At 45.2% G+C, this 26,827-nt stretch carries 32 protein-coding genes; all 32 read left to right on the top strand.

Going from position 1 to position 26,827, the window contains the following annotated elements:
* The first annotated feature begins 4 nt into the window (after positions 1-4).
* The 32 genes from MTR82_RS02060 (at position 5) to lhaT (ending at position 26,813) form a co-directional block, all read left to right on the top strand.
* Positions 5-634, top strand: coding sequence for a CBS domain-containing protein (locus MTR82_RS02060; RefSeq protein WP_246807524.1), 630 nt, complete (start codon positions 5-7; stop codon positions 632-634).
* Positions 635-711: 77 nt separating this feature from the next.
* A complete protein-coding gene (locus tag MTR82_RS02065; protein ID WP_246807525.1) occupies positions 712-1,476 on the top strand; it encodes a metallophosphoesterase in 765 nt (254 codons plus the stop codon).
* An 18-nt stretch (positions 1,477-1,494) separates the two neighbouring features.
* Positions 1,495-2,463: a YpdA family putative bacillithiol disulfide reductase gene (locus MTR82_RS02070; RefSeq protein WP_246807526.1), complete on the top strand. Its 969-nt coding sequence runs from the start codon at positions 1,495-1,497 to the stop codon at positions 2,461-2,463.
* Positions 2,464-2,603: 140 nt separating this feature from the next.
* Positions 2,604-3,572: an asparaginase gene (locus tag MTR82_RS02075; protein ID WP_246807527.1), complete on the top strand. Its 969-nt coding sequence runs from the start codon at positions 2,604-2,606 to the stop codon at positions 3,570-3,572.
* 81 nt (positions 3,573-3,653) lie between these two features.
* Positions 3,654-4,334: a glutamic-type intramembrane protease PrsW gene (prsW, locus tag MTR82_RS02080; RefSeq protein WP_052651384.1), complete on the top strand. Its 681-nt coding sequence runs from the start codon at positions 3,654-3,656 to the stop codon at positions 4,332-4,334.
* A 362-nt stretch (positions 4,335-4,696) separates the two neighbouring features.
* Entirely contained in the window at positions 4,697-5,371 is a 675-nt protein-coding gene (gene cmk, locus MTR82_RS02085; protein WP_235196468.1) for a (d)CMP kinase, read from the top strand.
* A gap of 1 nt (position 5,372) precedes the next feature.
* Positions 5,373-5,963, top strand: coding sequence for a lysophospholipid acyltransferase family protein (locus tag MTR82_RS02090; RefSeq protein ID WP_246807528.1), 591 nt, complete (start codon positions 5,373-5,375; stop codon positions 5,961-5,963).
* Positions 5,964-6,031: 68 nt separating this feature from the next.
* Positions 6,032-7,177: a 30S ribosomal protein S1 gene (gene rpsA / locus MTR82_RS02095; RefSeq protein ID WP_052651387.1), complete on the top strand. Its 1,146-nt coding sequence runs from the start codon at positions 6,032-6,034 to the stop codon at positions 7,175-7,177.
* 1 nt (position 7,178) lies between these two features.
* Complete coding sequence (gene fni, locus MTR82_RS02100; RefSeq protein ID WP_246807529.1) at positions 7,179-8,234, top strand: type 2 isopentenyl-diphosphate Delta-isomerase; 1,056 nt, start codon at positions 7,179-7,181, stop codon at positions 8,232-8,234.
* Positions 8,235-8,327: 93 nt separating this feature from the next.
* Positions 8,328-9,638, top strand: a complete 1,311-nt coding sequence (gene der, locus MTR82_RS02105; protein WP_052651389.1) for a ribosome biogenesis GTPase Der — start codon at positions 8,328-8,330, stop codon at positions 9,636-9,638.
* Between the two features lie 23 nt (positions 9,639-9,661).
* Positions 9,662-10,681, top strand: coding sequence for an NAD(P)H-dependent glycerol-3-phosphate dehydrogenase (locus MTR82_RS02110; protein WP_246807530.1), 1,020 nt, complete (start codon positions 9,662-9,664; stop codon positions 10,679-10,681).
* Between the two features lie 198 nt (positions 10,682-10,879).
* Positions 10,880-11,083, top strand: coding sequence for a DUF2768 domain-containing protein (locus MTR82_RS02115; protein ID WP_052651391.1), 204 nt, complete (start codon positions 10,880-10,882; stop codon positions 11,081-11,083).
* A gap of 10 nt (positions 11,084-11,093) precedes the next feature.
* Positions 11,094-11,804: a hypothetical protein gene (locus tag MTR82_RS02120; protein ID WP_052654466.1), complete on the top strand. Its 711-nt coding sequence runs from the start codon at positions 11,094-11,096 to the stop codon at positions 11,802-11,804.
* Between the two features lie 173 nt (positions 11,805-11,977).
* On the top strand, positions 11,978-12,250 hold the full coding sequence (locus MTR82_RS02125; protein WP_052651392.1) for an HU family DNA-binding protein: 273 nt from the start codon (positions 11,978-11,980) through the stop codon (positions 12,248-12,250).
* Between the two features lie 243 nt (positions 12,251-12,493).
* On the top strand, positions 12,494-13,078 hold the full coding sequence (gene folE, locus MTR82_RS02130) for a GTP cyclohydrolase I FolE (RefSeq protein WP_110925595.1): 585 nt from the start codon (positions 12,494-12,496) through the stop codon (positions 13,076-13,078).
* Between the two features lie 26 nt (positions 13,079-13,104).
* A complete protein-coding gene (mtrB, locus tag MTR82_RS02135) occupies positions 13,105-13,326 on the top strand; it encodes a trp RNA-binding attenuation protein MtrB (RefSeq protein WP_052654470.1) in 222 nt (73 codons plus the stop codon).
* A 77-nt stretch (positions 13,327-13,403) separates the two neighbouring features.
* Positions 13,404-14,180, top strand: coding sequence for a heptaprenyl diphosphate synthase component 1 (locus MTR82_RS02140; protein WP_052651393.1), 777 nt, complete (start codon positions 13,404-13,406; stop codon positions 14,178-14,180).
* A gap of 5 nt (positions 14,181-14,185) precedes the next feature.
* A complete protein-coding gene (locus MTR82_RS02145) occupies positions 14,186-14,890 on the top strand; it encodes a demethylmenaquinone methyltransferase (protein ID WP_052651394.1) in 705 nt (234 codons plus the stop codon).
* A 17-nt stretch (positions 14,891-14,907) separates the two neighbouring features.
* Entirely contained in the window at positions 14,908-15,882 is a 975-nt protein-coding gene (hepT, locus tag MTR82_RS02150; RefSeq protein WP_052651395.1) for a heptaprenyl diphosphate synthase component II, read from the top strand.
* Positions 15,883-15,967: 85 nt separating this feature from the next.
* Positions 15,968-16,414: a nucleoside-diphosphate kinase gene (gene ndk, locus MTR82_RS02155; RefSeq protein WP_246807531.1), complete on the top strand. Its 447-nt coding sequence runs from the start codon at positions 15,968-15,970 to the stop codon at positions 16,412-16,414.
* A gap of 173 nt (positions 16,415-16,587) precedes the next feature.
* Complete coding sequence (gene aroC / locus MTR82_RS02160) at positions 16,588-17,760, top strand: chorismate synthase (protein WP_246807532.1); 1,173 nt, start codon at positions 16,588-16,590, stop codon at positions 17,758-17,760.
* 2 nt (positions 17,761-17,762) lie between these two features.
* On the top strand, positions 17,763-18,839 hold the full coding sequence (aroB, locus tag MTR82_RS02165) for a 3-dehydroquinate synthase (protein WP_246807533.1): 1,077 nt from the start codon (positions 17,763-17,765) through the stop codon (positions 18,837-18,839).
* On the top strand, positions 18,836-19,219 hold the full coding sequence (gene aroH, locus MTR82_RS02170) for a chorismate mutase (RefSeq protein WP_052651399.1): 384 nt from the start codon (positions 18,836-18,838) through the stop codon (positions 19,217-19,219). Before aroB ends, aroH begins: the two co-directional genes overlap by 4 nt.
* A complete protein-coding gene (locus tag MTR82_RS02175) occupies positions 19,216-20,304 on the top strand; it encodes a prephenate dehydrogenase (RefSeq protein WP_052651400.1) in 1,089 nt (362 codons plus the stop codon). The genes aroH and MTR82_RS02175 overlap by 4 nt, the downstream gene beginning before the upstream one ends.
* A gap of 14 nt (positions 20,305-20,318) precedes the next feature.
* Positions 20,319-21,605: a 3-phosphoshikimate 1-carboxyvinyltransferase gene (gene aroA / locus MTR82_RS02180; protein ID WP_246807534.1), complete on the top strand. Its 1,287-nt coding sequence runs from the start codon at positions 20,319-20,321 to the stop codon at positions 21,603-21,605.
* A gap of 87 nt (positions 21,606-21,692) precedes the next feature.
* The gene (locus MTR82_RS02185) at positions 21,693-22,946 is read left to right on the top strand and encodes a tetratricopeptide repeat protein (protein ID WP_052651402.1); all 1,254 of its coding nucleotides are present in this window, start codon (positions 21,693-21,695) and stop codon (positions 22,944-22,946) included.
* Between the two features lie 14 nt (positions 22,947-22,960).
* Positions 22,961-23,524: a ReoY family proteolytic degradation factor gene (locus MTR82_RS02190; RefSeq protein ID WP_246807535.1), complete on the top strand. Its 564-nt coding sequence runs from the start codon at positions 22,961-22,963 to the stop codon at positions 23,522-23,524.
* 5 nt (positions 23,525-23,529) lie between these two features.
* Positions 23,530-23,982, top strand: coding sequence for a DUF2487 family protein (locus tag MTR82_RS02195; RefSeq protein ID WP_052651404.1), 453 nt, complete (start codon positions 23,530-23,532; stop codon positions 23,980-23,982).
* Positions 23,983-24,123: 141 nt separating this feature from the next.
* Positions 24,124-24,627 (top strand): QcrA and Rieske domain-containing protein, encoded by a 504-nt coding sequence (locus MTR82_RS02200; protein WP_052651405.1) that lies wholly within the window; start codon positions 24,124-24,126, stop codon positions 24,625-24,627.
* Positions 24,628-24,648: 21 nt separating this feature from the next.
* On the top strand, positions 24,649-25,323 hold the full coding sequence (gene qcrB, locus MTR82_RS02205) for a menaquinol-cytochrome c reductase cytochrome b subunit (protein WP_052651406.1): 675 nt from the start codon (positions 24,649-24,651) through the stop codon (positions 25,321-25,323).
* A gap of 38 nt (positions 25,324-25,361) precedes the next feature.
* Positions 25,362-26,141, top strand: coding sequence for a menaquinol-cytochrome c reductase cytochrome b/c subunit (locus MTR82_RS02210; protein WP_052651407.1), 780 nt, complete (start codon positions 25,362-25,364; stop codon positions 26,139-26,141).
* Positions 26,142-26,201: 60 nt separating this feature from the next.
* Entirely contained in the window at positions 26,202-26,813 is a 612-nt protein-coding gene (gene lhaT, locus MTR82_RS02215) for a lipoprotein heptaprenylglyceryl N-acetyltransferase LhaT (RefSeq protein ID WP_246807536.1), read from the top strand.
* The last annotated feature ends 14 nt before the right edge of the window (positions 26,814-26,827 follow it).

Consider the following 26,827-nt stretch of genomic DNA (forward strand, 5'->3'; position numbering starts at 1 on the left):
CTGCATGTTTGTGAAAAGTGTCATGGTCAAAAGAGAAAAATGCATTACAGTGACAATGGATGATTCCATTGAAAAAGGGATGGATCTACTCGAAAAGCATACAATAGATGCACTTCCGGTCATTGATGGAGTAGAATATAAAGGAATCTTTACGTGGTACCATGCGTACCGTGCTTATTTCCACTCAGGCAAGACGAAAGAAGAATTTATGAAGACGGCTCAAGTCCGCGACGTCGTCGTTAATCAAAATGTATTTTTAGGGATAGACGATGTGTACGAAAAAGCGATTCTTGAATTGAATGACTTTCCGATTATTGCGGTAGTTGAAAAATCAGAATTTCTCGGAATCGTTACACGGTATGATGTGATGAATCAGCTGCAAAGCGCATTCGGCATGAACAAAGAAGGTGTCCGCATCACGTTTACGTCTGTTGAGTCAGAAGGAAGAATCGGGCGTCTCGGTGAAATCATTGAAAAATATAAAGAGTCGGTCATCTCCTTGGTGACATTTGACGAAACGGACAAGTTGGTCCGCCGGATCGTCTTGAAAGTACGCAAAAAAGACAACGTCGATAAATTTAGAAAAGAGTTGGAGAAATCCGGATTCCGGGTGCTCGACGTATCAGAAGACTGAACTCATTAAATAATAGTCGAAGAGGCGGAAGCAGAGCTTTGCTTGTGCCTCTTTATTGATTAGAAAGGATTCTTTAATTGAAACTGATTCTGAAATTCGGGTTGGCGGCTATCGGGCTGCTTCTTTTTATGTTCAGGAATGCCCATGTCCATACGTTAAAGCGCCAAACCCTTCACCTAGAAGCCATACAGCCGTTTAAACCATTTAAAATGGTTTTTATATCAGATATTCACCATCGGGTCCTTCCGGAAAATCTGATTGACTTTCCAGTCGATTTTATTATCATCGGTGGCGATATAGCTGAAAAAGGTGTACCTTTAAGAAAAGTGGAACATAATTTAAAGGTGTTAAGCGCTGTTGCGCCGGTATATTTCATCTGGGGCAACAATGACCGGGAAGTGGATGAGATGGAGTTGAGGCGCCTATTTTCCCGGTACGGCGTCCAGTTGCTTGAAAATGACTCAATTGAACTTTTCGGAAATAGCCGCCTTAAATTAGTAGGCTTGGATTATTTCGCTTTCAGGGAAAACCCGTTGGATACGGCGTTTGCTGGCGTAGCTGCTGATGACACAGTCATTTTTGTTTCGCACACGCCTTTCATATTTCCGCGTGTGATGGAACATTATCCGGTTGACTTTGTGCTCGCGGGCCATACCCATGGAGGCCAGATCCGAATCGGGAAGTGGGGGCTTTATAAAAAAGGGAGCCTTACAAAAGAAAATGGAGTTTACCGGCTTGTCAGCAACGGCTACGGCACGACCCATCTGCCGCTGCGTTTAGGCGCCGAAGCTGAATATCATGTATTGACCATTAAACCAAAAGAAAGCACCAAATTGATTTAAATCTGGGAGATGTTAGATGTGGAAACGAAAGATGTTGTAATTATTGGTGGAGGTCCTTGCGGGCTCGCTGCAGCTATTGCGATACAAAAAATCGGCTTGCAGCCGGTGGTCATTGAAAAGGGCAATATTGTCAATGCCATTTATCATTATCCGACCCATCAGACTTTTTTTAGTTCCAGCGAAAAACTTTCAATCGGCGATATTCCATTTATCACGGAGGACCGAAAAGCGAAGCGCAACCAGGCGCTGGTCTATTACCGGGAAGTTGTAAAACGAAGTGGCATTGATGTCCGACCCTTTGAGAAAGTGTTGGGCGTTACTAAAGACGGGCTCTTTAAAGTGGAAACGACGAAAGGTGTTTACGAAGCGAAATATGTTATTGCCGCTACAGGCTATTATGACCAGCCGAACCAACTGGACGTAGAAGGGGCAGCGTTGGCGAAAGTCATGCATTATTTCAAAGAAGGCCATCCGTATTTTGACCAAAACGTGCTGGTGATCGGGGGCAAAAACTCTGCCGTTGACGCGGCGCTTGAACTGCATAAAGCGGGCAGCCATGTTACGGTGTCTTATCACGGGACCAGTTACTCGAAAAGCATCAAGCCTTGGATCTTGCCTGAATTCGATAGTTTAGTACGCAAAGGCGAAATTAAGATGCTATTTGATTCGATTGTGGACCGAATCTCAGAAACGGAAGTCGAGCTTACAGTAAACGACCAAAAAGAAGTGATTCCAAACGACTTCGTTTTTGCGATGATCGGCTATCATCCGGATCATGAATTTTTGACGAAACTCGGTATTACAATTGACGGGGCAACGGGCCGCCCCGAAATCAACGAAGAAACATTTGAAACCGGAGTGGCAGATCTCTATATCGCGGGTGTCATTGCAGCTGGCAATAATGCCAATGAAATCTTCATTGAAAACGGGCGATTCCACGGCGATCAGATTGCCGAGTCCATTGCGAGAAAAGAAAACCTCATTTAAAACTTTCTTTGCTACTTAAATTTAGGATGAGCTTTAAGGTTCTGGAATTATCCAGAACCTTTTTCTATTTATTTCATGAAGAAAGCCTTTTTTGGCATCTGGAATAGTGTAAAATATAGGGGGGAAAGGGTGTATATACGATGAATAAAAAAGTTTCTTTGATTACTACAGGGGGAACAATCGCGAGTAAGGAAATTTCGAAAGGGTTGTTGAAGTCCGGTGCGATTTCCGGAAGGGAATTGGCAGCATTGTGCCAATTGCCGGAAGAAATCGAAGTAAAAGTGATCGATGTTTTCCAATTGCCGAGCATGCATATCGGCTTCGAGGAAATGAAAATAATTAAACAAGCGATCGATAAAGAAATGCAGGACGAAAGCGTCGATGGCATTGTGGTAACCCACGGTACGGATACGCTGGAAGAGACTTCTTACTTTTTGGATTTGACAGTGGATGATGACCGTTCGGTAGTCGTTACGGGTTCGCAGCGTTCGCCAGATGACGTTGGGACAGATGTCTATTCAAATTTGCGGAATTCAATCTATGTTTCAGTCGATGAGACGCTGCGCGGCGTCGGAACGGTAGTCGTCTTCAATGAACGGATCTATTCTGCGAAATACGTGAAGAAAGTCCACTCGAGCAACCTTCAAGGTTTTGACTCTTTTGGCCACGGCTATTTGGGGATTATCGATAATGATGTGGTGAGTGTTTATCAAAAGCCGATTTCACGGGAAGTCCATTCGTTAAACGGCGATCTTCCGAAAGTGGATATTGTGAAATGCTATTCCGGACAAGACGGCCGCCTGATCGATTTGCTGGCAGAAAGCGGTTCTAAAGGGATTGTCTTAGAAGCAGCAGGCAGAGGCCAGGTTTCGCCGCATATGGTCGAGGCTATCGAACGCGCCGTGAAAAATGGCGTAACAATCGTGTTAACGACGAGCGCTGAGGAAGGGAATGCGTATCCGAGCTATGGCTATCCGGGCAGCGCGCACGATTTGCTGCTGAAAGGCGTTCTTTTGGGAAGCGATTACGACAGCAAAAAAGCAAGAATTAAACTAGCGGTCATGTTGTCGGAGAAGAAAGAAATCGATGTCAATAGCTTTACTTATTGAATTTTAAAGACAATAGATTCGGCTAAAATTTTCCAGTGAATCGTGTTATACTAAAGAGACTCTAAGCAAAGGAGCAGGCGTATGATCATTTTACTCACAGTTGCAATTGCTCCCAGTTTAGCCTTGTTTAGTTATTTTTATCTTCGCGATCAATTTTCCAGTGAACCTTCCCGGCTCTTGCTAAATTGCTTTATTTACGGGGCGGTCTTAACTTTTCCAATCATGTTTATCCAATACGTTTTCCAGACTGAAGGCGTTTTTACCCATTTGTTTGCTCAAAATGTTCTTTTTGCAAGTACTGTAGAAGAGTTTTTTAAATGGCTGGTATTGATTATCGCAGTTTATCGGCATATTGATTTTGAAGACCCATACGACGGAATTCTTTACGGGGCAAGTGTGTCTCTTGGGTTCGCGACGGTTGAAAATGTGCTCTACCTATTGGAATTCGGACTACAGACAGCTTTTATCCGGGCTTTCCTTCCGGTTTCAAGCCATGCGCTATTTGGAGTAGTAATGGGTTATTATTTAGGAAGAGCAAAATTTACAAATTCTAATGATGGCCGCAAATGGCTTTTCTGGAGTTTATTGGCTTCATTGGTGCTCCACATTCTTTATAATTCGATCTTGTATTCGAATACAAGTTGGTCGTATGGAGTCATTCCGTTCATGCTGTTCCTTTGGTGGTTCGGCCTTCGGAAAGTCAAACAAGCGCATCAATTGTCATTGACCCATTACCACGACCATACGTCGCTGCATCCTTAACAATGGATGCAGCGATTTTTTATTTTTAGGTGAGTTGGTTTAGCACGCGAGTGGCTTCGGCGCCTTCGCTTTTTATCTCTCCAGACTCAGGGCGCCTAGCACCTCGAGACGCTTCAGCCTTTCGGCAAATGGCAAAAAGCGCCATTCGCTGAAAGCCCTCCAGCGCTTGTCGGTGCTGGATAGGCGCCTTCGCTTTTCTTGTCTAGCTCCAGCGCCCAGATTCTCTAGGGCATAAGCCAATTCCTCTGTGCGGCTGAAGAGACGCCGCTTCGAGCAATTGTCTTATGCTCGTCGAATCTACACGGGCGCTTGCGCTTTTCATATGTTAAAATAAATCGAATACATATGATGAGGTGACTGTTTTGGCTAAACCGATACAAATTGCGATCGACGGACCTGCAGCGGCAGGGAAAAGTACGATTGCTAAAATTGTGGCAGAGAAATTAGGGTATATATATATTGATACGGGAGCGATGTACCGTGCGATTACGCTGAAAGCGATCAATCAAGGGATTGATCTTTCGAGCAATGAAGAGGCGGGGGCTTTGCTTTTAGAAACGGCAATTGATCTTCAGCCTTCAACGAACGGACAGCTAGTATTTTTAGATCGAAAAAATGTGACGGAAGAAATCCGGACACAAGTTGTGACACAAGCCGTATCGCAGATGTCTGCACACGGGCTTGTACGTGAGCGCATGGTTGAGTTGCAACAGCAATTGGCTGAAGGTCGCGGTGTCGTAATGGACGGCCGTGATATCGGCACACACGTGCTGCCAAATGCTCCGCTGAAAATCTTCATGTCAGCAAGTGTAGAAGAACGTGCAGCGAGAAGATTCAAGGAAAACAAAACGCGCGGAATCGAAACGCCGCTTCATGAGCTTCAGGCTGAAATTGCCAAACGCGATAAAATGGACAGCGAACGTGAAGTGGCGCCTTTGAAAAAAGCGGAAGATGCTATTTTTTTGGATACTACCACGTTAACGATTCAAGAAGCGGCTTCAGAAATATTGAAACTGGCAGAAGAAAGGTTGAGTTAAAGTGAACTTATATGCATTTGGTAAAGCATTGGTTAAAACAGCATTAACTCCTCTGTACCGATTTGAAGTGATCGGTGCTGAAAAATTCCCTAAAGAAGGTGGAATCCTGCTTTGCTCGAATCATATTCATGCACTGGATCCGCCGGTCGTTGGCATGACAGCTCCACGAACTGTCCATTTCATGGCTAAGGAAGAATTATTTAAGCTGCCGGTGCTCGGCGGCATTTTGCCGAAAGTGAATGCTTTTCCTGTGAAGCGCGGAATGAGCGACCGGGAAGCGATGCGGACAGCATTAAAAGTGCTGAAAAGCGGAGAAGTGGTCGGCCTTTTTCCGGAAGGCACCCGATCAACTGACGGAGTTTTGAAAAAAGGTTTGAGCGGGGCGGGTTTCTTTGCCTTGAGAGGCGGGGCGGACGTGATGCCGTGTGCGATTATCGGCCCCTATAAAACGTTTAGAAAAGTGAAAGTGGTCTACGGTGATCCGATTCAAATGGCTCCATTTCGGGAGAGAAAAGCTTCTGCTGATGAAGTGACCGAAGTGATTATGGCAAGCATCCAAGATATTCTGAATGAATACAGTAAAAATAAGTGATTATTTTTGTTTTTATTAGAGAATTCGAATAAAATAGGAAGTGGATAGTTTGTGAAGGAGGGCTACTTATGTCTGAGGAAATGAATATGATGGAAAACAGTGATTTCCAAGTCGGAAGTCATGTAAAAGGGATAGTTGCTAAAATCGAAGAAAAAGCAGTAACCGTGACAATCGAAGGAGCACCTTTTGATGGGGTTATACCGATTAGCGAATTGTCGAGCCTCCACATTGAAAAAGCATCAGATTCAGTACAAGTAGGTGATGAACTGGAATTGGTCATTACAAAAGTCGAAGATGAGAACTTCGTATTGTCCAAGCGCAAAGTCGATGCCGAACAGGCGTGGGACGACTTGGAGAAAAAGTTCGAATCCGGCGAAATCATCGAATCGGAAGTGAAGGATGTCGTAAAAGGCGGATTGGTCGTGGATCTTGGCGTCCGCGGATTTGTGCCAGCTTCACTGGTTGAAGATTATTTCGTTGAGTCCTTCGAGGACTATAAAGGAAAAGTCATGACTTTTAAAATTGTTGAAATGGAGAAGGAAAATAACCGTTTGATCCTTTCCCACCGCGCGGTAGTAGAGTCTGAAAAAGAATCCCAAAAAGTTGAAGTGATGGAAACCATCCATGCTGGGGATGTACTGACTGGCAAAGTCCAGCGCATCGCTTCATTCGGCGCTTTTGTGGACATCGGAGGAGTAGATGGCCTTGTCCATATCTCTCAATTGTCGCACGAGCATGTCGAAAAAGTTTCTGATGTTGTAACAGAAGGCCAAGAAGTGCAAGTAAAAGTGCTTTCTGTTGACCGTGACTCAGAACGGATTTCATTATCAATTAAAGACACGCTTCCTGGACCGTGGGATTCGATTGAAGACAAAGCTCCGAAAGGTTCTGTCCATGACGGCAAAGTGAAGCGTCTGGTGAGTTATGGAGCATTCGTAGAAGTATTGCCAGGGGTAGAAGGCCTTGTCCATATTTCTCAAATTGCCCATAAGCACATCGGAACGCCGCATGAAGTGCTGTCTGAAGGCCAGGAAGTCCAAGTGAAAGTCCTTGATGTCAATAAAGAGGATAAACGCCTATCTCTTAGCATCAAGGAACTCCAGGAAAAAGAGCGGGAACAGGATTTTTCCAATTACGAAATGCCTGAGGAGTCAAGCGGGTTCTCTATCAGTGATGTGATCGGCGACAAATTAAAAGGATTTAAATCTGAATAATATGTCGAGGGCAGAAAGAAAGATGGACCATATTCAATTTGCACTGTCCACTGGCCAAAGCAGCAAGACGATGTTCGAAGATATTCGCTTCGTCCATTCAGCTTTGCCTGGGATCGGTCTGTCGGATGTCAGCATTCATATGGAAACAGGTGATTTGCAATTTGAATCACCTGTTTTTATTAATGCCATGACAGGCGGCGGCGGCAGTGAAACTGCAAATTTAAACGGCATGCTTGCAAGAGCTGCAAAAGAAACGGGTTTGGCGATGGCAGTCGGCTCGCAAATGGCTGCTTTAAAAGACCCAAGCGAGAGGGCAAGCTATGAAATTGTCCGCAAAGAAAACCCTTCAGGCTTTATCATGGGCAATTTAGGGAGTGAAGCGAGCCTCCAACAAGCGCAGGAAGCGATTGATATGCTTGAGGCAAATGCACTCCAAATTCATTTGAATGTTATCCAGGAGCTGACCATGCCAGAAGGCGACCGGGATTTTAAAGGTGCGCTGGATCGCATCGGCCTGATTGCGGAATCCGTCAAAGTGCCGGTCATCGTCAAAGAAACCGGGTTCGGCATTTCGAAAGAAACAGCAGAATTGTTAGCTGCCACACAAATCGCAGCGATTGATGTCAGCGGCTTCGGCGGAACGAATTTTGCTTCGATTGAAAATGAGCGGCGCCAGCGCAAATTATCGTATTTTCAGGATTGGGGCGTACCAACGGCAGCAGCGATTGTGGAAGCAAAATCGGTCTTTTCGAAAACGATATTGGCATCGGGCGGCATCCGCAATGCCCAAGAGATGGTCAAGGCTTTTGCGCTTGGCGCATCCGCTGCGGGTCTGGCCGGATCTTTTCTGAAGACGGCCTACCTTAAAGGGGAAGCCAGTCTAATAGAAGAAATTCAACTGCTGCTGGAAGACCTTAGAATGATGATGACCGCTTTAGGGGCGAAAAAGTTGAGTGATTTGGAGAAATGTCCGATAATTATTTCAGGAGAACTTTATCATTACCTTGAAATTCGGGGATTGGATCCCAAATCTTTTGCAAGGCGGACGAAAAACTGAATATTACACCTTTTAAGGTGATGGACATTTACAAGATGCCATCACCTTTTTCGTGTATAATAGGCATATCAGAAGTGGAAGGATGAACTAATTATGTCAAAACCGGTAGTAGCAATCGTTGGCCGGCCGAACGTCGGGAAATCGACAATCTTTAATCGGATTGTCGGGGAACGCGTATCTATAGTGGAAGATATTCCAGGAGTAACACGCGACCGCATCTATAGTTCGGCAGATTGGCTGACACATGAATTCAATATCATCGATACAGGCGGAATCGACCTGCGGGACGAACCGTTTTTGGAGCAGATCCGCCAGCAAGCGGAAATCGCAATGGATGAGGCGGATGTCATCATCTTCCTCGTGAACGGCCGCGATGGCGTCACGGTCCAAGATGAACAAGTGGCTAAAATTTTATACCGCACGAAGAAGCCAGTCATTTTGGCTGTCAATAAAATCGACAATCCTGATATGCGCCACATGATTTATGATTTTTACACATTGGGAGCAGGCGAACCATTCCCGATTTCCGGTTCACATGGACTTGGGCTTGGGGACTTGCTGGATGAAGTGGCGAAAAACTTCCCGAAAGAAGATGAAGAGGACTATCCGGAAGATGTGATTAAATTCTCATTGATCGGACGTCCGAACGTCGGGAAATCATCGCTCGTCAACGCATTTTTAGGAGAAGAGCGGGTCATCGTCAGCGATGTCGCGGGAACAACGCGTGACGCTGTGGATACACAGTATACGTATGAAGACCAGCCGTATGTCATCATTGATACAGCGGGAATGCGCAAAAAAGGGAAAGTCTACGAAACAACAGAGAAATACAGTGTGCTTCGCGCGCTGCGGGCAATTGAACGCTCCGACGTTGTTTTGGTCGTATTAAATGCCGAAGAAGGCATCCAGGAGCAAGACAAGAAAATTGCCGGCTATGCGCATGAAGCAGGAAAAGCGATTGTCATCATTGTCAACAAATGGGATGCGATTGAAAAAGACGAAAAAACGATGAATGTTATGACACGCAAAATCCGTGAACATTTCCTATTCTTGGATTATGCACCGATCATGTTTGTCTCAGCAATCAGCGGAAAACGCGTCCATAATATTTTGGAAGTCGTCAACAAAGTCAATGACAACCACTCACGCCGCATCCAATCAAGCATTTTGAATGAAGTCATCGAAGATGCAGTGGCTATGAACCCGGCACCTTCTGACAAAGGCCGACGCTTGCGCCTTTATTATGCAACGCAAGTGGCGATCCAGCCGCCGACATTTGTCGTGTTTGTCAATGAACCTGAATTGATGCACTTCAGCTATGAACGTTTCCTGCAAAACCGGATCCGTGAAAGTTTTGATTTCGAAGGAACACCGCTCCGGCTGATTACACGTGCTCGGACATAATTGTTTAAAGGTGGTGCGATAAGATGGAAAAAGTATCTGTATATGGTGCGGGAAGCTGGGGAACCGCGTTAAGTTTTGTCCTTGCGCAAAATGGCCATGACGTCCTGCTTTGGACCCATCGTGCCGAGCAAGCAGATGAAATCAACGAACATTCGAATGAGAAGTATTTAAAAGGGATCAAACTGCCGGAACGGTTAAAGGCAACGAGCGACTTGGCAGAAACTGTCCGCCATTCAAAAGTTTTGGTCTTGGCAGTTCCTACAAAAGCAATCAGAGAAGTTTGCGCAAAAATTAAAGAAAATTTAACCGAAAAGGTTTTATTTGTCCATGTCTCAAAAGGCATTGAACCCGATTCGTTAAAACGCATCAGCGAAATGATCCGTGAAGAAATTCCGGAACAGTGGGTGGAAGATGTGGTGGTTCTGTCAGGCCCAAGCCATGCAGAAGAAGTAGTGCTTGAACATCCGACAACCGTGACCGCAGCCTGCGAAAATACGGCGTCCGCTGAATTTGTGCAAGATCTGTTTATGAACCAATACTTCCGCGTCTATACGAATACCGACGTCATCGGCGTCGAAATCGGCGGAGCTTTGAAGAACATCATTGCTCTCGCTGTTGGAATAACGGACGGCCTGGGGTACGGCGATAACGCCAAAGCTGCTTTAATGACCCGCGGCCTTGCTGAAATCGCACGCCTTGGAGTGAAGATGGGAGCTACCCCATTGACGTTCTCCGGACTATCCGGCGTCGGCGATTTGATCGTGACCTGTACGAGCCCCCATTCCCGGAACTGGCGGGCTGGCAATATGCTCGGCAAAGGCAAGACCATTGAAGAAGTCTTGGAAGAGATGGGGATGGTGGTAGAAGGGATCCGGACGACGAAGGCGGCGTTTCAGCTGGCGAAAGCCTACGACGTCCCGATGCCGATCACCGCGGCTCTCTATGCCGTGCTGTTTGAAGAAGAGTCGACCAATGAAGCCGCTGAAAAACTTATGGGCAGAATGAAAAAGAATGAGATGGAAGATTTAATCAACTTGCTGTAAGAAGTAAAAAAAGAAGAGCTGCCAGTTTGCGGACTCTTCTTTTTTTGTTGCAGAGAATCTGCAAAGCATTTGCAGCATAGAGAAATAAGCAGGGTTTATTGGCTGCGGAAATTGTCCCAAGCCCGTCAAATATGGCGGGGCACCTGCGCATTTCTTATGCTATACTATGGACTGAAACTGAACGAAAGGCGGGCAATTATGAGTTCTTTAGACAAGATGTGGGTCTCTTTTGCAGGAATTGCTTTTTTAATGATCTCCATGGGAATGATTTATTTAAGCAGATATAAGCTAAATAATGGCTTTTTAAAATTTATTTTCGCATTGATCGCATATATTTTGCTGATTTTAGGCTTCTTTATTATGGTATTTATTATATTCAGCGGGCCGACAGGCGGCGCTTGAGGTGATGAAAATGAAAAAGATTTCAATGCTCATCATGTTTACGGTTCTGGCAGTATTGCTGAGCGGCTGTATGTATCCTGAAAGTGAACGGGCTGAAAATCAGATCCCATACGAGGAACAGGTCAATTCCGTGCAAAATGCCATCAATCAGTACCAAGAGGAAAGCGGCGGATTGCTGCCGATTAAGACAAGAGACATGGACGTGGATCAGTTCATCAAATATCCGATTGATTTCTCGAAAATCGTTCCGAAATATTTATCTGAAATACCTTCCAATGCTTTTGAAACAGGCGGTATTTTTCAGTATGTATTGATGGATGTTGAAGAAAACCCGACAGTGAAATTGGTAGATTTGCAAATGGCTGAAACGATCCGGTCGATCAACATCCGAAAAAGTGCCAACGGCGGGCGAGCGCCCATCGCTGAAATTATTGCCGACAATGTTTACCGATTAAACTATACGGCTATGGGGTTCAAGGAAGAACAAATGGCGGTAAGCCCATATAGCGGCCGCAATTTGCCTCTTGTAGTTACCGGAAAAGGCGATGTCTACGTTGACTATTCCATGGATCTATATACGGAATTGCAGGAATATGAAGGAACGATCGAAGAAGGCCAAGATATCCGGTTCTTATTGTATGACGACAGCCCGATTGTCCCTGCCTATTCGCTTCCCTACACCGTTGACGAAGATATGGAACCGATCTTCAACAATGAATAATTTATTGATTTCACGGGATTTCTGCTAAAAAAGAGCTGCATTTAGAATATTTTGTCAGTATTTTACTGTTTTATTGCTAAAGCGCTCTATTAGTTGTTGCTATGCGATTTTCGATATGATACTCTTTTTACAGGATTGAAGGTTTGCATCCCCTTTGAGAGGAGGTGAATGGCATGAACAAAACAGAATTAGTGAACTCTGTTGCTGAAGCAGCTGAGCTTTCTCGTAAAGACGCTGCGAAAGCAGTTGACGCTGCATTTGAAGCGATTCAAGACGCTCTAACTAAAGGTGACAAAGTCCAATTGATTGGATTCGGTAACTTTGAAGTACGCGAACGCGCAGCTCGCAAAGGACGCAACCCGCAAACTGGTGCTGAGATCGAAATCGCAGCTAGCAAAGTACCTGCATTTAAACCAGGTAAAGCGCTTAAAGACGCAGTGAAATAATCTACAGTGCAGTACATAGAATGGCTTTTGTGTGACAAACCACACAAAAGCCATTCTTTTTTTAAGCATACATTTTTGCGAATCCCGAACGTATATGCTACGATTCATGTGAGAAAAGCGCAGCCGCTGTATAAGGTTCCGCAAATGATAAAACTAAAAAACAGGCTTGAGGCCTGATCAAACAACTAAAACAACGAAGCTGCTAACGGGTAGACTGAATCCGTTTAAACAGGAGGAAACAGAGTGATCGATTTAGATTCGCAAAAAGTGGACTTAGATAAAATTGAAAAAGCGGTAACCATGATTTTGGAAGCGGTAGGGGAAGACCCGGGACGCGAAGGATTGCTGGATACTCCGAAGCGCGTCGCTAAAATGTATGCTGAAATTTTTTCAGGATTAAAGGAAGACCCGAAAGAGTATTTTAAAACGGTTTTTCATGAGGGGCATGAAGAGCTTGTCCTGGTAAAGGACATTCCTTTTTACTCGACATGTGAGCACCATTTAGTTCCGTTCTTCGGAAAAGCGCATATTGCTTATATCCCAAGGGACGGGGTCGTGACGGGGTTGAGCAAATTAGCGAGAGCCGTTGAAACCGTCGCAAAGCGCCCGCAGCTGCAAGAACGCATCACTTCAACCGTTGCAGATTCTTTAATGGAGACATTGAATCCGCATGGCGTCTATGTAATGATTGAAGCTGAGCATATGTGCATGACGATGCGGGGCATTAAAAAGCCTGGTGCAAAAACCGTTACGGCTGTTTCAAGAGGAATTTTTGAAGCGGATGACGTGAAACGGGCCGAAGTGATGACTTACATTAATATGAATTGAAAATTAAAGAAAAAGCAGGTGTGGAAATGGCTCAACCAGAATACATTGTGATCCGTGCCCAGGAAGACGGCGTAAACGTGATCGGATTGACACGGGGAAATGATACGAAATTCCATCATACAGAAAAACTGGACAAAGGCGAAGTGATGATTGCACAATTTACGGAACACACTTCAGCGATGAAAATTCGTGGGAAAGCAGAAATTCAAACGGCTCACGGCGTGATCGAAAGCGAAACGAAAAAATAGGGTCATTTGGGTGAAGGCTAGGCTTTGCCTGTGATATAATAGTCAAGTATGGCTAAATCATGAATGGAGCAAGCAGTATGAATGAACAACAAATACATTCGAAAATTACTTCCTTGGAAATCGAAGTCCTAAAAGCTGTAAAACAGCGGACTCTCGAAAAACATACGGAAGGTCCATCCGTCGAGCGGGAGCGTTTGTTTTTCTTGCTGCTGCCATTTTTAGACGGAAAGCAATGGTCTGCAGACATAGAACAGACGGCTAAGACCGTATCTATTGTCTATGCGGCATTGCATGCCCATGACCAAGTGAAAGAAGATATTCTGGCTTCGAAAAAACAGCAGCTGACCGTATTGGCTGGCGATTTTTATAGCGGAATCTATTATCAAATGCTTTCAAACATGGAAAACTTGACGATGATCAAGCATTTGGCTTCGGCGATTATCAGTGTGAGCGAGAGAAAGGCTTCTTTCTACGACCAGGTAGAGCGCCCGATTCAACTCGTCGACGAATTAATTCAAAAAAATGAAATTGAACTGATTGAAGCATTCTACAACTTTTACGGCTATCACGAATATACGAAGCTGGCAAAAGCCATGCTGAGCTACGTCAGATACGAAAATGAATTGAAATGCTTAAAAGAAGGCGGACAAAGCCGCATTCTTCAATTGCTAAACAAATCACTCCGGTATCCTGCTGATCCCGAGGCATGGCTTCTGAAGAAATTGGACGTTCTGCATGATCAAGTGCTTGAATTAATACGAGATGCTAAGTTTGATTATGAATTGAAGAATTTCATGCTCCATAAAATAACCCCGCACCAGCATAGAGCTGAGCAGCTAACCCGAGAAGGATGACTGATATGCAAAAAACAAAAGAACAGAAAGTCCATGAAGTTTTCGAAAAAATTTCCGGCAATTATGATCACATGAATTCTGTCATCAGTTTTCAGCAACATAGCAAATGGCGTAAAGATACCATGCAAAAGCTTCAAGTGCCGAAAGGCTCATCAGTTATTGATGTTTGCTGCGGCACAGGGGACTGGACCATTGCCCATGCAGAAGCGACCGGCGAACAAGGGCGCGTCGTGGGGCTGGATTTTAGCCAAAACATGTTGAACGTAGGGATTGAAAAAACAAAGCACCTCCCTCAAGTGAAAATGATCCAGGGCAATGCGATGTCTTTGCCTTTTCCTGATAATTCATTTGATTTTGCCACGATCGGTTTCGGCTTGCGGAATGTACCGGATTACCGGCAAGTCCTTTCTGAAATGCATCGTGTATTGAAGCCTGGCGGCGTGATTGCTTGCCTTGAGACTTCTCAGCCGAATAATTTATTGTTTAAGCCTGTTTTCAGATTTTATTTCAGATTTATTATGCCGGTATTCGGCAAATTATTCGCTAAAAGCTATAAAGAATATTCGTGGCTGCAGGAGTCGGCTAAAGATTTTCCAGGCATGAAGCCTTTGGCAAAATTATTCACTCAAGTAGGGTTTGTAAATGTGAAGTATAAGCCCTATACCGGAGGAGCAGCAGCTCTTCATTTAGGAATGAAAAAAGTAAATTAGTGGGAGAAGGTTATTTAGTGGAAAAGGTGAAGTTGAAATTGCTCTATTCCGATATTAAACCGGAATTGGATATGATCGAAAAAGAATTAGAACAGGCAGTGGATTCCGAATCTCCCTTACTAAATGATGCTTCTCTTCATCTATTGCAGGCTGGAGGAAAACGAATCCGACCTGTTTTTGTTTTGCTTGCAGGCAAATTTGGAAATTACAATATTGATGTGATGAAGCGGGTCGCTGTTCCTTTAGAGCTGATCCATATGGCTTCGCTCGTGCACGATGATGTAATTGATGATTCAGAGCTTCGAAGAGGCAAACCGACCGTCAAAGCGGAATGGAATAATAGTGTCGCGATGTATACGGGCGATTTCATTTTAGCCCGGGCGTTGGAGTACATTACTGAAATTGAAGATCCAAAACTTCATCAAATCTTGTCAAAGACGATGATTGAAGTATGCCGCGGCGAAATCATCCAGATTGAAGACAAATACAAACTGGATCAGAATTTGCGTGATTACTTGCGCCGAATCAAGCGGAAAACAGCGTTGCTCATTTCTTCCAGCTGTGAACTCGGGGCCTTGGTTTCGGGAGCGGATTTGAAAACGGCTGCCCACTTGAGAAGATTCGGTTATTTTATCGGCATGTCCTTCCAGATTATCGATGATATTTTGGACTTCACTTCTTCAGATGAGGAGCTTGGCAAACCGGCCGGAAGCGATTTTATGCAGGGCAATATGACCTTGCCGGTTTTATGCGCACGAAAAGATCAGGCAATCTATGAACTTTTGAAAAATAATCTTCAAAAGGATATGACGGATGAAGAGAGGCTGACGATTGTTAAAACGATTCGCAACAGCTCCGCTATTGAAGAAGCGAAGAAAATCAGCGAGAAATATTTGGAGAAAGCATTAGAAGAATTGTCCTATCTGCCTAAAAGCTCGGCCAGCAAAACGATGCGCAAAATTGCATTTTTTATTGGCAAGAGAAAGTTTTAGAACAGAGTTGACAAATAGGTTCAAACTGATAGTATTTTTTAAGGTGGGCAAAAATGCCTGAGCTTTTAATAGAGGAGTGTTCATAATGGAAAAAACTTTCTTGATGGTTAAACCAGACGGAGTACAACGCAATGTAATCGGCGAAATCGTAGCACGTTTTGAGAAAAAAGGTTATCACTTGATAGGCGCTAAATTGATGCAGATCCCAACTGAATTGGCTGAACAGCATTACGGTGAGCATAAAGAGCGTCCGTTCTTCGGCGAACTAGTTGACTTCATCACTTCAGGCCCTGTCTTTGCAATGGTATGGGAAGGCGAAAACGTTATTTTGACTGCACGCCAAATGATGGGCGCGACTAACCCTAAAGATGCAGCTCCAGGAACAATCCGTGGAGACTTCGCTGTAACTGTCGGCAAAAACATGATTCACGGTTCTGACTCTGCTGAGAGCGCTGAACGTGAAATCGGCTTGTTCTTCAAAGAAGAAGAATTGGTAACTTACGAAAAAACAATGAACAACTGGGTGAACTAATCCAGCTTCTGAAAAAAGCAGCTTATGCTGCTTTTTTTTTTTGCTTATTTTTGTTTTTGGCCTAATAATTTTTGGACAGTTTAGTTTTATCTAAATTTAAGATAGAATTGAGGAAATGCAATATGTTATAGTGGTACATAAATACTTTAGTGCGTTGAAGGGAGAAAGTGCAGATGCGTTATTTAACAGCAGGAGAATCACATGGGCCACAGCTTACGGCTATTATTGAGGGGCTGCCGGCACAAATGCCTTTAACGGCAGAAATGATCAATAAAGAATTGAAAAGGCGTCAAGGCGGCCATGGTCGCGGAAGACGCATGCAAATAGAAAAGGATACCGTGGAAATCGTATCAGGCGTGCGCCACGGAAAAACGTTGGGTTCTCCGGTCGCTCTTGTCGTTAAGAATGATGATTGGAAACATTGGACGAACATTATGGGCATTGAACCAATAGATGAAAATGATGAAATAAAGCGCCAAATTTCACGTCCGCGCCCTGGGCACGCAGATTTGAATGGAGGCATGAAATATGGCCACCGGGATCTTCGGAATGTGCTGGAACGCTCATCAGCAAGAGAAACTACCGTTCGCGTAGCTGTTGGTGCAGTAGCAAAACAACTGCTTTCACAATTAGGAATCGAAATTGTATCTCATGTAACAGAAATTGGCGGCATAAAAACCAACCCCGAAAGCTATATTGGAAAATCGGCAGCAGAAATCCGGCAAATCGTGGAAAACGATGCGGTTTATTGCGCGGATCCATCTGTCACCAAACAAATGACCGATTTAATCGATGAAACAAAAAAGAATGGCGATTCAATTGGCGGTACGGTGGAAGTCATTATTGAAGGGATGCCTGCGGGAATTGGCAGCTACGTGCATTATGACCGGAAACTGGATGCCAAGATTGCCGCTTCGGTTATGAGCATCAATGCATTTAAAGGCGTAGAGTTCGGCCTTGGATTTGAAATGGCGAGAAAACCTGGGAGCCAAGTGCATGATGAAATTCTTTGGTCAGAGGAATACGGCTATACGCGCAAAACAAATAATTTGGGCGGCTTTGAAGGCGGAATGACGACAGGCATGCCGATTATCGTGAGAGGCGTCATGAAACCGATTCCGACTTTATACAAACCGCTGCAGAGCATTGATATCGAAACGAAAGAACCATTCCAGGCAAGCATCGAACGTTCTGACAGCTGTGCAGTGCCGGCTGCATCGATCGTGGCGGAGCATGTCGTGGCGTGGGAAGCGGCAAATGCTTTGCTTGAACAATTCGATGCCGACCAACTGCCAAGGCTGAAAGAAAATGTGCAGAATTACTTGGACTATACGAAGGGGTTCTGAAGATGCCAACCATTCGAGTAGAAGCCGGACGGCCTTATAGCGTACATATTGGAACAGATGTTTTTGGACTATTTAATTCCGAATACAAGGAACTGTTTGACTCAGCTGACCGTATTGTGGTCATTGCAGATGAAAAAGTGGCTTCCTTGCATTTGGGCCATTTGTTGCCGTATTTGAAATCTTATAAAGTTGACGTATTTAACGTGCCGTCAGGAGAACAAGCTAAATCGATTGAAACTTTTATGGACTGCCATAGCTTTCTGCTAGCAGCAGGCTGTTCTAGAAAAACCTTGATCCTTGCTTTTGGCGGTGGTGCTACTGGAGACCTTGCGGGTTTTGTTGCATCCACTTTTATGCGAGGCATTCCTTATATTCAAGTGCCGACGACAATTCTGGCCCATGACAGCGCAGTTGGCGGGAAAACGGCCATTAACCATGCATTAGGAAAAAATATGATTGGCACTTTTTATCAACCGGAAGCGGTGCTTTACGATATCCAGCTGCTGAAAACCCTGCCGGACCATGAGTGGCGGTCGGGAATGGCAGAAGTGATCAAACATGCGTTCATTTCAAATGAACAGTGGCTGGACGAATTATTGGCGGTTGAGTCGTTTCAAGCAATGAGCGATCCCGAATTAATGGGACATCTTGAAAAAGGCATTGCGGTCAAAGCGGCTATTGTAGAAGAAGATGAATTTGAAAATGGCATGCGGAAATTTTTGAACTTTGGCCATACGTTAGCCCATGCGCTTGAAGCCCATCTTGGCTACGGAAATATTACTCACGGGGAAGCGGTCGTCCTTGGCATGGCTTATGCCCTTAACCTTTCCAGCAATGATCGATTAAACCCGTTTTTGGAATGGGGCTACCATCACGGCTATCCGTTTGAAAAGGTAGTGGAGATTTCGTTTGGCGAATTGTTGCCTTATATGAAAAAAGACAAAAAGGCATCGAAAGGCGATTTAAATTTTGTCATGCTTCGCCAAATCGCGCAGCCTCAAATGGAAAAAATTGAAGAGCAAGCCGCTGCAAACAGCTATGAAGAATTACGTTTGAAGATTGGAGAAGTGATTAAATGATTCGTGGAATTCGAGGAGCCATCACGGTTTCAGCAGATCAGCCTGACGAAATTTTACTGGAAACAAAAAAACTTGTCACAGAGATGGCCAAGGAAAACCGAATCGACCCGGATGCTGTAGCATCGGTCATTATTTCAACAACTACTGACATCTCCTCCGCTTTTCCCGCAAAAGCTGTACGGACCCTTGAAAATTGGACCTATGTTCCCGTCATGTGCACGCATGAAATGGATGTTCCAGGAAGTCTTCCGTTATGTATCCGCGTCATGATGCATGTAAATACAGAAGTCGCACAAAAGGAAATTCAGCACATTTATTTAAATGATGCTGTTAAGCTCCGCCCAGATTTGCTGAAAAAAAGCCAGGTGGAAGCGAAATGAACGTTCATGTCCTCATCATCGGCCTTGGATTGATTGGCGGATCATTGGCAAAAGCGCTCCAGCGGCATCCGGATGCGCATATCTCTGGATACGATGCGGATGCCCTGACTGCTAGGAAAGCATACAAGATGGGAATTATCCATAGTTCTCCGCCATCCGTGGAAATAGCAGCGAAGGAAGCGGATGTAATCATTTTTGCCACTCCGGTGGCGACAACCTTGAAATTGATGGAGCAGAGCAAGTATTGGGATTTGAAAAATGGCGTGATCTTGACGGATACCGGCAGTACGAAAAAAACGATCATGGAAGCTGCGAAAAATCTTGACTGCACTTTCATTGGCGGACATCCTATGGCGGGATCTCATAAAAGCGGAGTGGAAGCAGCGAAGGAAGTGCTGTTTGAAAATGCTTTTTATGTGCTGACGCCGAATGATGAGGCTGGAGCGGAACAGCTTGCGTTTTTGAAAGAACTCCTTTCGGTTACGAAAGCGAAAATTGAAGTTTTGGCAGCAGCAGACCACGACCATATGACCGCTATTGTGAGCCATTTCCCGCATTTGATCGCAGCGTCGCTTGTGCACCAATTAGCGAAGGAAGAAGACTATCCTTTTGCACGTCAATTGGCTGCAGGCGGTTTCCGCGACATTACGAGGATCGCTTCATCGAATCCGGAAATGTGGCGGGATATCACCACGCAAAACAATGCGATGATCGTTCAGCAGATGGATAACTGGATGGCGGAAATGGCGGAGCTTCGGGAATTGCTGGTCCAGAACGAAGAAACCGCCATTCAAGATTATTTCCAGGAAGCAAAATCAGTCCGCGACGAATTGCCAATTGCGGGGCATGGCGCCTTATACAGCGCCTATGATTTGTATATCGACATTCCGGATATCCCTGGGATCCTTTCTGAAATGACAGGCTATTTGGCTGAAGAGCAGATCAGCATTGTCAATCTTCGGATTATCGAAACCCGTGAAGATGTCTTCGGGATTCTCGTCATCAGCTTCCAGACGCCGGAAGACCGGGAAAAGGCACGGGCTTGTTTTAATAGAAGAACATCTTATGATTCTTACATTTCTTAGAAGGAGGCGGCATTGTGGCATTGACGTTAACTTTTTCAAAACCGTCATTAAAAGGTGAAATTCAAGTACCAGGCGATAAATCCATTTCTCATCGCGCCATCATGTTTGGATCGATTGCAGAAGGTACAACGACAGTCGAAGGATTTTTGCTTGGAGATGACTGCTTAAGCACGATCAGTTGCTTCCGGAAGATGGGAGTGGAAATTGAACTGGACGGCAAATCGGTCAGCATCAGAAGCGGAGGAGAAGCGTCTTGGAAGGAACCTGCGGAAGTGCTGGATACCGGCAATTCAGGAACTACGACCCGTTTAATGATGGGGCTGCTCGCCAGTTCATCGTTCCATTCCGTCGTAGCAGGGGATGCATCGATTGCGAAACGGCCAATGAAGCGGATCATCAACCCGCTGCGCGAGATGGGTGCGGATATAAGAGGGCGCCAGGACGGGCAGTTTACACCTTTAGCTATCCAAGGGACCCAGCTAAAAGCAATCGAATACACCCTGCCAGTCGCAAGTGCTCAAGTCAAATCAGCAATTTTGCTGGCAGCGTTAAAAGCGGAAGGCAAAACGGTGGTCATTGAACCGATGCCGACCCGCGACCATACAGAAATCATGCTGGAGCATTTCGGAGCGAGCATCAACCGGACAGCGGAAGGCCGCATAGAATTAGAAGGCGGACAAAAGCTGACAGCCGCACATGTTGAAGTTCCAGGCGATATTTCGTCAGCGGCATTTATGATCGGAGCCGCGTTAATCACGGAAAAAAGCACCGTGAAATTGACGAATGTCGGAATCAATCCGACACGGACAGGAATTCTCGATGTGATTGAACAGATGGGTGCGGACTTTGACGTCGAAGAGCTTGAAACAGCTGGCGAACCGGCTGCAGACCTGACGATTCGCTCATCCCGCTTGAAAGGGATTGAAATCGGCGGCGATTTGATCCCGCGCCTGATTGACGAAATCCCTTTGATTGCCTTGATTGCGACACAAGCAGAAGGCCGGACGGTCATTAAAGACGCTGAGGAACTTCGGGTAAAAGAAACCGACCGCATTTCAGCCGTTGTTGCCGAGCTGTCTAAAATGGGTGCAGATATTGCCGCTACAGAAGACGGCATGATCATCAACGGGCCAAGCAAATTGCACGGAGCTTCCGTGAAATCCTATGGTGATCACCGGCTCGGCATGATGGCGGCTGTAGCCGCAATGATTGCGGATGGTGAAGTGGAAATTGACGACCCCGATTGCATCGCTGTATCGTTTCCAAATTTTGTCGAAGAGATGAATTCTTTGCTCCAATAACTCTCCTTAGGGAGAGTTTTTTTATTATGATTCGAACAAACTTTCGTGTAGGATGGAAATATGAAACTGAAAAGAATAGGTGATTGTATGGCAAGTATAGAAGAGATTCGAAAAGCGGTTGAACTGGGAGATCCTGATTCCGTCAATAATTTACTGGAAGCGTATCTGCTCAGCGGAGATCCGGATGAGCAATATGGATTGGCCGAATGGCTGGCTGAAATCGGCTATGTAGAAGAAGCGATAAAAGTGCTCGAGCACCTTCAGTACATTTTTCCGGAAGAAGGGCAGCTTAAAATTGACCGCGCTAATCTCCTGATCGAAATCGACCGGGAAGATGAAGCGCTGAATAGTTTGATGGAAGTTTCAAAAGATGATGAATTGTATCCGCAAGCACTTGTGACGCTTGCCGATCTTTTCCAGCTGCAAGGGCTGCTGGAGGCTGCAGAAAACCGGCTAAACGAGGCAATCGACTTGCTGCCGGATGAGCCTCTGCTCATGCAGGCAAAAGCGGAATTATTGCTGGATTCGGGCAGATATTTAGAATCAGCGAAGATTTATCAGGATTTAAAAGACCAGCAAGTGGAAATTGAAGGGGTCGACTTGTCGGAGAGGCTTGCCGAAGTTTACAGCGCTGGCGCAGCGTACGAAGAAGCGCTGCCCCATTACGACGCCGCTTTGAAGCAGCAAGTACAGCCGGATGTCTTGTACCGGGCGGCTTTCGCTGCGTTCCAGACGAAGCAATATGAACGGGCCGTGCGCCAGCTGAATGAACTGCTGGAAATCGATCCGGATTACTTCTCCGCTTATTTGCTGCGGGCGCAAAGCTACAATTTGGCCGAAGACTACGAAGCAGCCTATAAAGCGGTTCTGGAAGGGATTGCCCGGGACGAGTTCGGCAAAGAGCTTTATTTATTTGCAGGGAAACTGGCGATGAAGCTGGGGCACACTGAAGACGGCGTGCAATATTTGCGGGAAGCCATCGCGCTGGATCCGGAATATATGGAAGCCATTTATACATTGGTATCCTATTTCCATGCAGAAGAAATGGATGAGGAAGTATTAGAGCTCGCTGAAAACGTCATCGCCAATGAAGATGACTGGGCCGGAATCTATCCAATGCTTGCTGAATCCTACGAACGGACAGAACAATTTGAGCAAGCGGCGGCATATTACGAAAAAGCTTATCCTGCTTTTCAGGATGATCCGAACTTCCTTGAGAAATTCGCCCGCTTTTTAATTGAAGAAGGGAAAAGGGAACGCGCTCTCGAAATCATTAAAGAGCTGCAGGTTCTTGAACCTGAAAACCCTGAATGGTTTGACTGGCAGCAGTCATTCGAATGAAAGGAGGCCGGCCTATGACCGCTTATGTCTCGATTGGGGAGAAAAAGCAATTCGTCAAATGGTTTTTGCAGTCTTACAAGATGAAGAGAAGGGAATGCATCTGGATCCTGAATTATATGCTGAGCAACGAAGAGCTTCTGGAAAAGACGCATTTTGTGGAAGAAGCCCATTATTGCCCGCGTGCGATGGTGATGTCTTCGACGGAATCCGATGAAATTCCTTTCCGTTTCTATAAAGGCAACTTGATGACGGCGGATGCTGAGAAATCGTTCCATGATTTGCGGCTGAATCCGGATGACGATTTGTATGTGCAACTGAATTTTCCGAACCGGCCGCCTTCGCCACTCTATCTGTCAGTGCTTGAGGAAAATCCGTATATGCCGAAAAATGAAGCCATCATCGATCAAGACCGCTTGTTAGCGGAACAAGTGCTCGAAGAAAGCATGTCAACATTTCAAGAGGAGAAAATCCTCCAGCAAATTGATGAAGCATTGGATGCAAATGACCGGGAACGTTTTTTTGAATTGTCTGCCTTGCTTCATTCAGTGAAGACTTTAAAGAAAATGGAGAGTGAATAAGCTTTATGCATTTTACAGGTAAAGATGTGGATCAATACGTACAGCAACAGGAATATGTCGATACTGCTGTTGTGCCTTTGGTTCAGTTGGATCTTAGCGCAGGCGGTTTAAAGCCGAGCGCCAGTGCGTCCGACTATTTGCAATCATTGACCAATCTATTAGAAAAACAATTTAAAGGGCGTGTGCTGCTTTTTCCACCGCTTTCCTATAGCAAAATGGCGGATCGCGCACGCATCGCAGGAGAAATTTCCGGCGAGCTGAGCAAGACTGCATTCAAACATGTATTTTACGTGACAACCGATCCCGAATGGCGGGCTATCGAAGAGGCGCCAAATGTCATCTGGCTTCCGGCAATTCCAACCGAGAATATGGATCAATCGTTCAAACTATCGGTCATGGAAGACCAACTGCGCCAAGTATTGCCGGTTTTCTTGAAAGAATGGTCAAAGCCTTCATGAAATGTTCACAAACTGTCATATTCGCTCCATTGCGATATTGACCTTAACATTTGATTGATATATCATTAGGTTGTCCTAGTAATTATATTTGAAATGAGTATGTCCATTGGACTGACCTTGAATGTTAGAGGGGGGATAAGGATGAGTAATAATCGTGTATCACGACGTCAATTTTTGGGCTATACGTTAACAGGTGTAGGCGGATTCATGGCAGCAGGGATGCTAATGCCGATGGTTCGTTTTGCAGTTGACCCAATTCTCCAACAGCACGATGCTGGAGATTTCATATTGACTGACACAGCAGTAGCTGATTTATCAGAAGAACCTGTACGCGTCGACTTCGCTTATGAACAAGTAGATGCATGGTATACATCTGAAGTAACTAGTTCAGCGTGGGTGTATAAAGAGGGAGATAAACTTGTTGCCCTTTCACCAGTCTGCAAACACTTAGGATGCACAGTAAACTGGGCAGCCGACCCGGAACACCCGACCCAATTCTTCTGCCCATGCCACGCAGGGCGCTATGAGAAAAACGGTCAAAACGTCGCTGGAACACCGCCGCTTGGACCGCTCGATGAATTCGAAGTTGAAGAAAGAGACGGTTTTGTGGCTCTAGGTGCAGTAAAAGCGAACACAATAGTTTAATAGTTAGGGGGTACGACACCAGTGCTAAACAAGTTATATGATTGGGTTGATGAGCGATTGGATATTACGCCTATCTGGCGCGATATCGCTGACCATGAAGTACCGGAACATGTTAACCCCGCACACCACTTTTCAGCATTCGTTTACTGTTTCGGAGGACTTACGTTCTTCATTACAGTAATTCAAATTCTATCTGGTATGTTCTTGACAATGTACTACGTACCAGATATTGAAAATGCTTGGGAATCGGTTTATTATCTTCAAAACGAAGTTGCTTTTGGAGAAATTGTGCGCGGGATGCACCACTGGGGAGCTTCTCTTGTAGTTGTTATGATTTTCCTACATACACTACGAGTATTCTTTACGGGTTCTTATAAAAAACCTCGTGAATTGAACTGGATCGTAGGCGTTATGCTATTTGGTGTAATCCTAGGATTAAGTTTCACTGGTTACTTGCTTCCATGGGATATGAAAGCATTGTTTGCAACAAAAGTAGGTATTCAGATTGCCGCTTCTGTTCCGTTAATCGGTGAGTCGATCAAAGTATTGCTTGCAGGGGATTCAACAATCCTTGGAGCGCAAACTTTGACACGATTCTTCGCGATTCATGTATTCTTCTTGCCAGCTGCTTTGCTTGGGTTGCTTGCAGCGCATTTTATCATGATCAGAAGACAAGGTATTTCTGGCCCGCTATAAGATAGCGGCCACAAGGATTTATTTAAGGAGGGGACACTATGCATCGCGGAAAAGGGATGAAATTCGTTGGGGACTCCCGTATTAAAGGCTTACAGCATCGTATGCCGAACGTTCCCAAAGATTACTCCGAATATCCTGGCAAAACAGAAGCGTTCTGGCCAAACTTCCTTTTGAAAGAATGGATGATTGGTGCTGTCTTCTTAATTGGTTTCTTGCTTTTGACTGTCGCTCACCCTTCTCCTTTGGAAGGTAAAGCAGATCCGACAGATACAGGCTATATTCCATTGCCAGACTGGTATTTCTTATTCTTATACCAATTATTAAAATATGAATTTGCATCTGGTCCATTCAACATTGTAGGTGCCATCATCGTTCCAGGTCTTGCATTTGGTGCGCTTGCGCTTGCTCCGTTCTTGGATCCAGGTCCAGAAAGACGCCCTTCTAAACGTCCGCTTCCAACTGGCTTTATGCTTCTTGCAGTCGCTTCAATCGTTTTCCTTACTTGGGAATCTGTTGCGAACCATGACTGGGAAGCTGCTGAAGCACAAGGGCAAATCGTGGAAGAAGTGGAAATCGATACAGCCGACCCAGGGTATGAAATTTACTCAGGCGCCGCTTGCATCAGTTGCCACGGCGATAATCTAGAAGGTGCTGTTGGTCCAGCTCTAACAAATACAGAGCACACAGCAGAAGAAATCGCTGAAATCGCTGTAAATGGTATTGAAGAAGATGGCGAACAAAAAATGCCGCCGTCTTGGGAAGGTTCAGAAGAAGACCTTAAAGTCATGTCTGAATTTATCGATGGCCTAAGCGAATAATTAAAGCACGAAAAGAGCCGGGAAACCGGCTCTTTTTTTCTATCTGAAGGGGTGAACCAGATGATATCGTTTATGCAAAAAATTTCTGCGTGGCTGATGTTCCGGCCATTTTTGTTCTTAGTATTTCTAATCAACTTAGGCGGCACCGTCTACGGCTTTATCTGGTATAAATGGCAATTGGATATTACTGAACCCAAATTCCTGATTTTTGTGCCGGACAGTCCGACCGCGAGCCTATTCTTTACCATTGTCTTGGGCCTTTGGCTGATCGGCAAAAGAAACGGCTTAATAGAAGCGCTAGCGGTTGTCACGCTGATTAAATACGGTTTGTGGGCAGTCGTGATGAACTTGCTCACATTAATAGAGACGGGTTCGATCGGCTGGATGGGGTGGATGCTGATCGGTTCTCACTTTGCTATGGCGCTTCAGGCCGTGTTGTACATGGACCACTATCGTTTTGGCTGGCTATCCGTTTCCATTGCGGCTATTTGGACGCTGCATAATGATGTCATTGATTATGTCTTCGGCCAAATGCCCATTTACCGCAGTTTAGCTGCCTATAGTGCTCAGATTGGCTACTTTACATTCTGGCTGTCCATTGCGTGCATCGCTTTTGCATTTTTCATTGCCCATCTCAACAAACCACGCGGCGTATCAGTTGACCATGCCTGACCAATCCTTGTAAA

Origin of the sequence: Planococcus ruber (assembly GCF_022819085.1) — a bacterium.
Taxonomy (GTDB): domain Bacteria; phylum Bacillota; class Bacilli; order Bacillales_A; family Planococcaceae; genus Planococcus; species Planococcus ruber.

Bases quoted from the DNA above. Each gene is read 5' to 3' on its own strand.
- MTR82_RS02060 (WP_246807524.1), top strand. From the start codon at position 5: ATGTTTGTGAAAAGTGTCATGGTCAAAAGAGAAAAATGCATTACAGTG.
- MTR82_RS02075 (WP_246807527.1), top strand. From the start codon at position 2,604: ATGAATAAAAAAGTTTCTTTGATTACTACAGGGGGAACAATCGCGAGT.
- prsW (WP_052651384.1), top strand. From the start codon at position 3,654: ATGATCATTTTACTCACAGTTGCAATTGCTCCCAGTTTAGCCTTGTTT.
- rpsA (WP_052651387.1), top strand. From the start codon at position 6,032: ATGTCTGAGGAAATGAATATGATGGAAAACAGTGATTTCCAAGTCGGA.
- fni (WP_246807529.1), top strand. From the start codon at position 7,179: ATGTCGAGGGCAGAAAGAAAGATGGACCATATTCAATTTGCACTGTCC.
- der (WP_052651389.1), top strand. From the start codon at position 8,328: ATGTCAAAACCGGTAGTAGCAATCGTTGGCCGGCCGAACGTCGGGAAA.
- MTR82_RS02110 (WP_246807530.1), top strand. From the start codon at position 9,662: ATGGAAAAAGTATCTGTATATGGTGCGGGAAGCTGGGGAACCGCGTTA.
- MTR82_RS02115 (WP_052651391.1), top strand. From the start codon at position 10,880: ATGAGTTCTTTAGACAAGATGTGGGTCTCTTTTGCAGGAATTGCTTTT.
- MTR82_RS02120 (WP_052654466.1), top strand. From the start codon at position 11,094: ATGAAAAAGATTTCAATGCTCATCATGTTTACGGTTCTGGCAGTATTG.
- MTR82_RS02125 (WP_052651392.1), top strand. From the start codon at position 11,978: ATGAACAAAACAGAATTAGTGAACTCTGTTGCTGAAGCAGCTGAGCTT.
- mtrB (WP_052654470.1), top strand. From the start codon at position 13,105: ATGGCTCAACCAGAATACATTGTGATCCGTGCCCAGGAAGACGGCGTA.
- MTR82_RS02140 (WP_052651393.1), top strand. From the start codon at position 13,404: ATGAATGAACAACAAATACATTCGAAAATTACTTCCTTGGAAATCGAA.
- MTR82_RS02145 (WP_052651394.1), top strand. From the start codon at position 14,186: ATGCAAAAAACAAAAGAACAGAAAGTCCATGAAGTTTTCGAAAAAATT.
- ndk (WP_246807531.1), top strand. From the start codon at position 15,968: ATGGAAAAAACTTTCTTGATGGTTAAACCAGACGGAGTACAACGCAAT.
- aroC (WP_246807532.1), top strand. From the start codon at position 16,588: ATGCGTTATTTAACAGCAGGAGAATCACATGGGCCACAGCTTACGGCT.
- aroB (WP_246807533.1), top strand. From the start codon at position 17,763: ATGCCAACCATTCGAGTAGAAGCCGGACGGCCTTATAGCGTACATATT.
- aroH (WP_052651399.1), top strand. From the start codon at position 18,836: ATGATTCGTGGAATTCGAGGAGCCATCACGGTTTCAGCAGATCAGCCT.
- MTR82_RS02175 (WP_052651400.1), top strand. From the start codon at position 19,216: ATGAACGTTCATGTCCTCATCATCGGCCTTGGATTGATTGGCGGATCA.
- MTR82_RS02185 (WP_052651402.1), top strand. From the start codon at position 21,693: ATGGCAAGTATAGAAGAGATTCGAAAAGCGGTTGAACTGGGAGATCCT.
- MTR82_RS02190 (WP_246807535.1), top strand. From the start codon at position 22,961: ATGACCGCTTATGTCTCGATTGGGGAGAAAAAGCAATTCGTCAAATGG.
- MTR82_RS02195 (WP_052651404.1), top strand. From the start codon at position 23,530: ATGCATTTTACAGGTAAAGATGTGGATCAATACGTACAGCAACAGGAA.
- MTR82_RS02200 (WP_052651405.1), top strand. From the start codon at position 24,124: ATGAGTAATAATCGTGTATCACGACGTCAATTTTTGGGCTATACGTTA.
- MTR82_RS02210 (WP_052651407.1), top strand. From the start codon at position 25,362: ATGCATCGCGGAAAAGGGATGAAATTCGTTGGGGACTCCCGTATTAAA.
- lhaT (WP_246807536.1), top strand. From the start codon at position 26,202: ATGATATCGTTTATGCAAAAAATTTCTGCGTGGCTGATGTTCCGGCCA.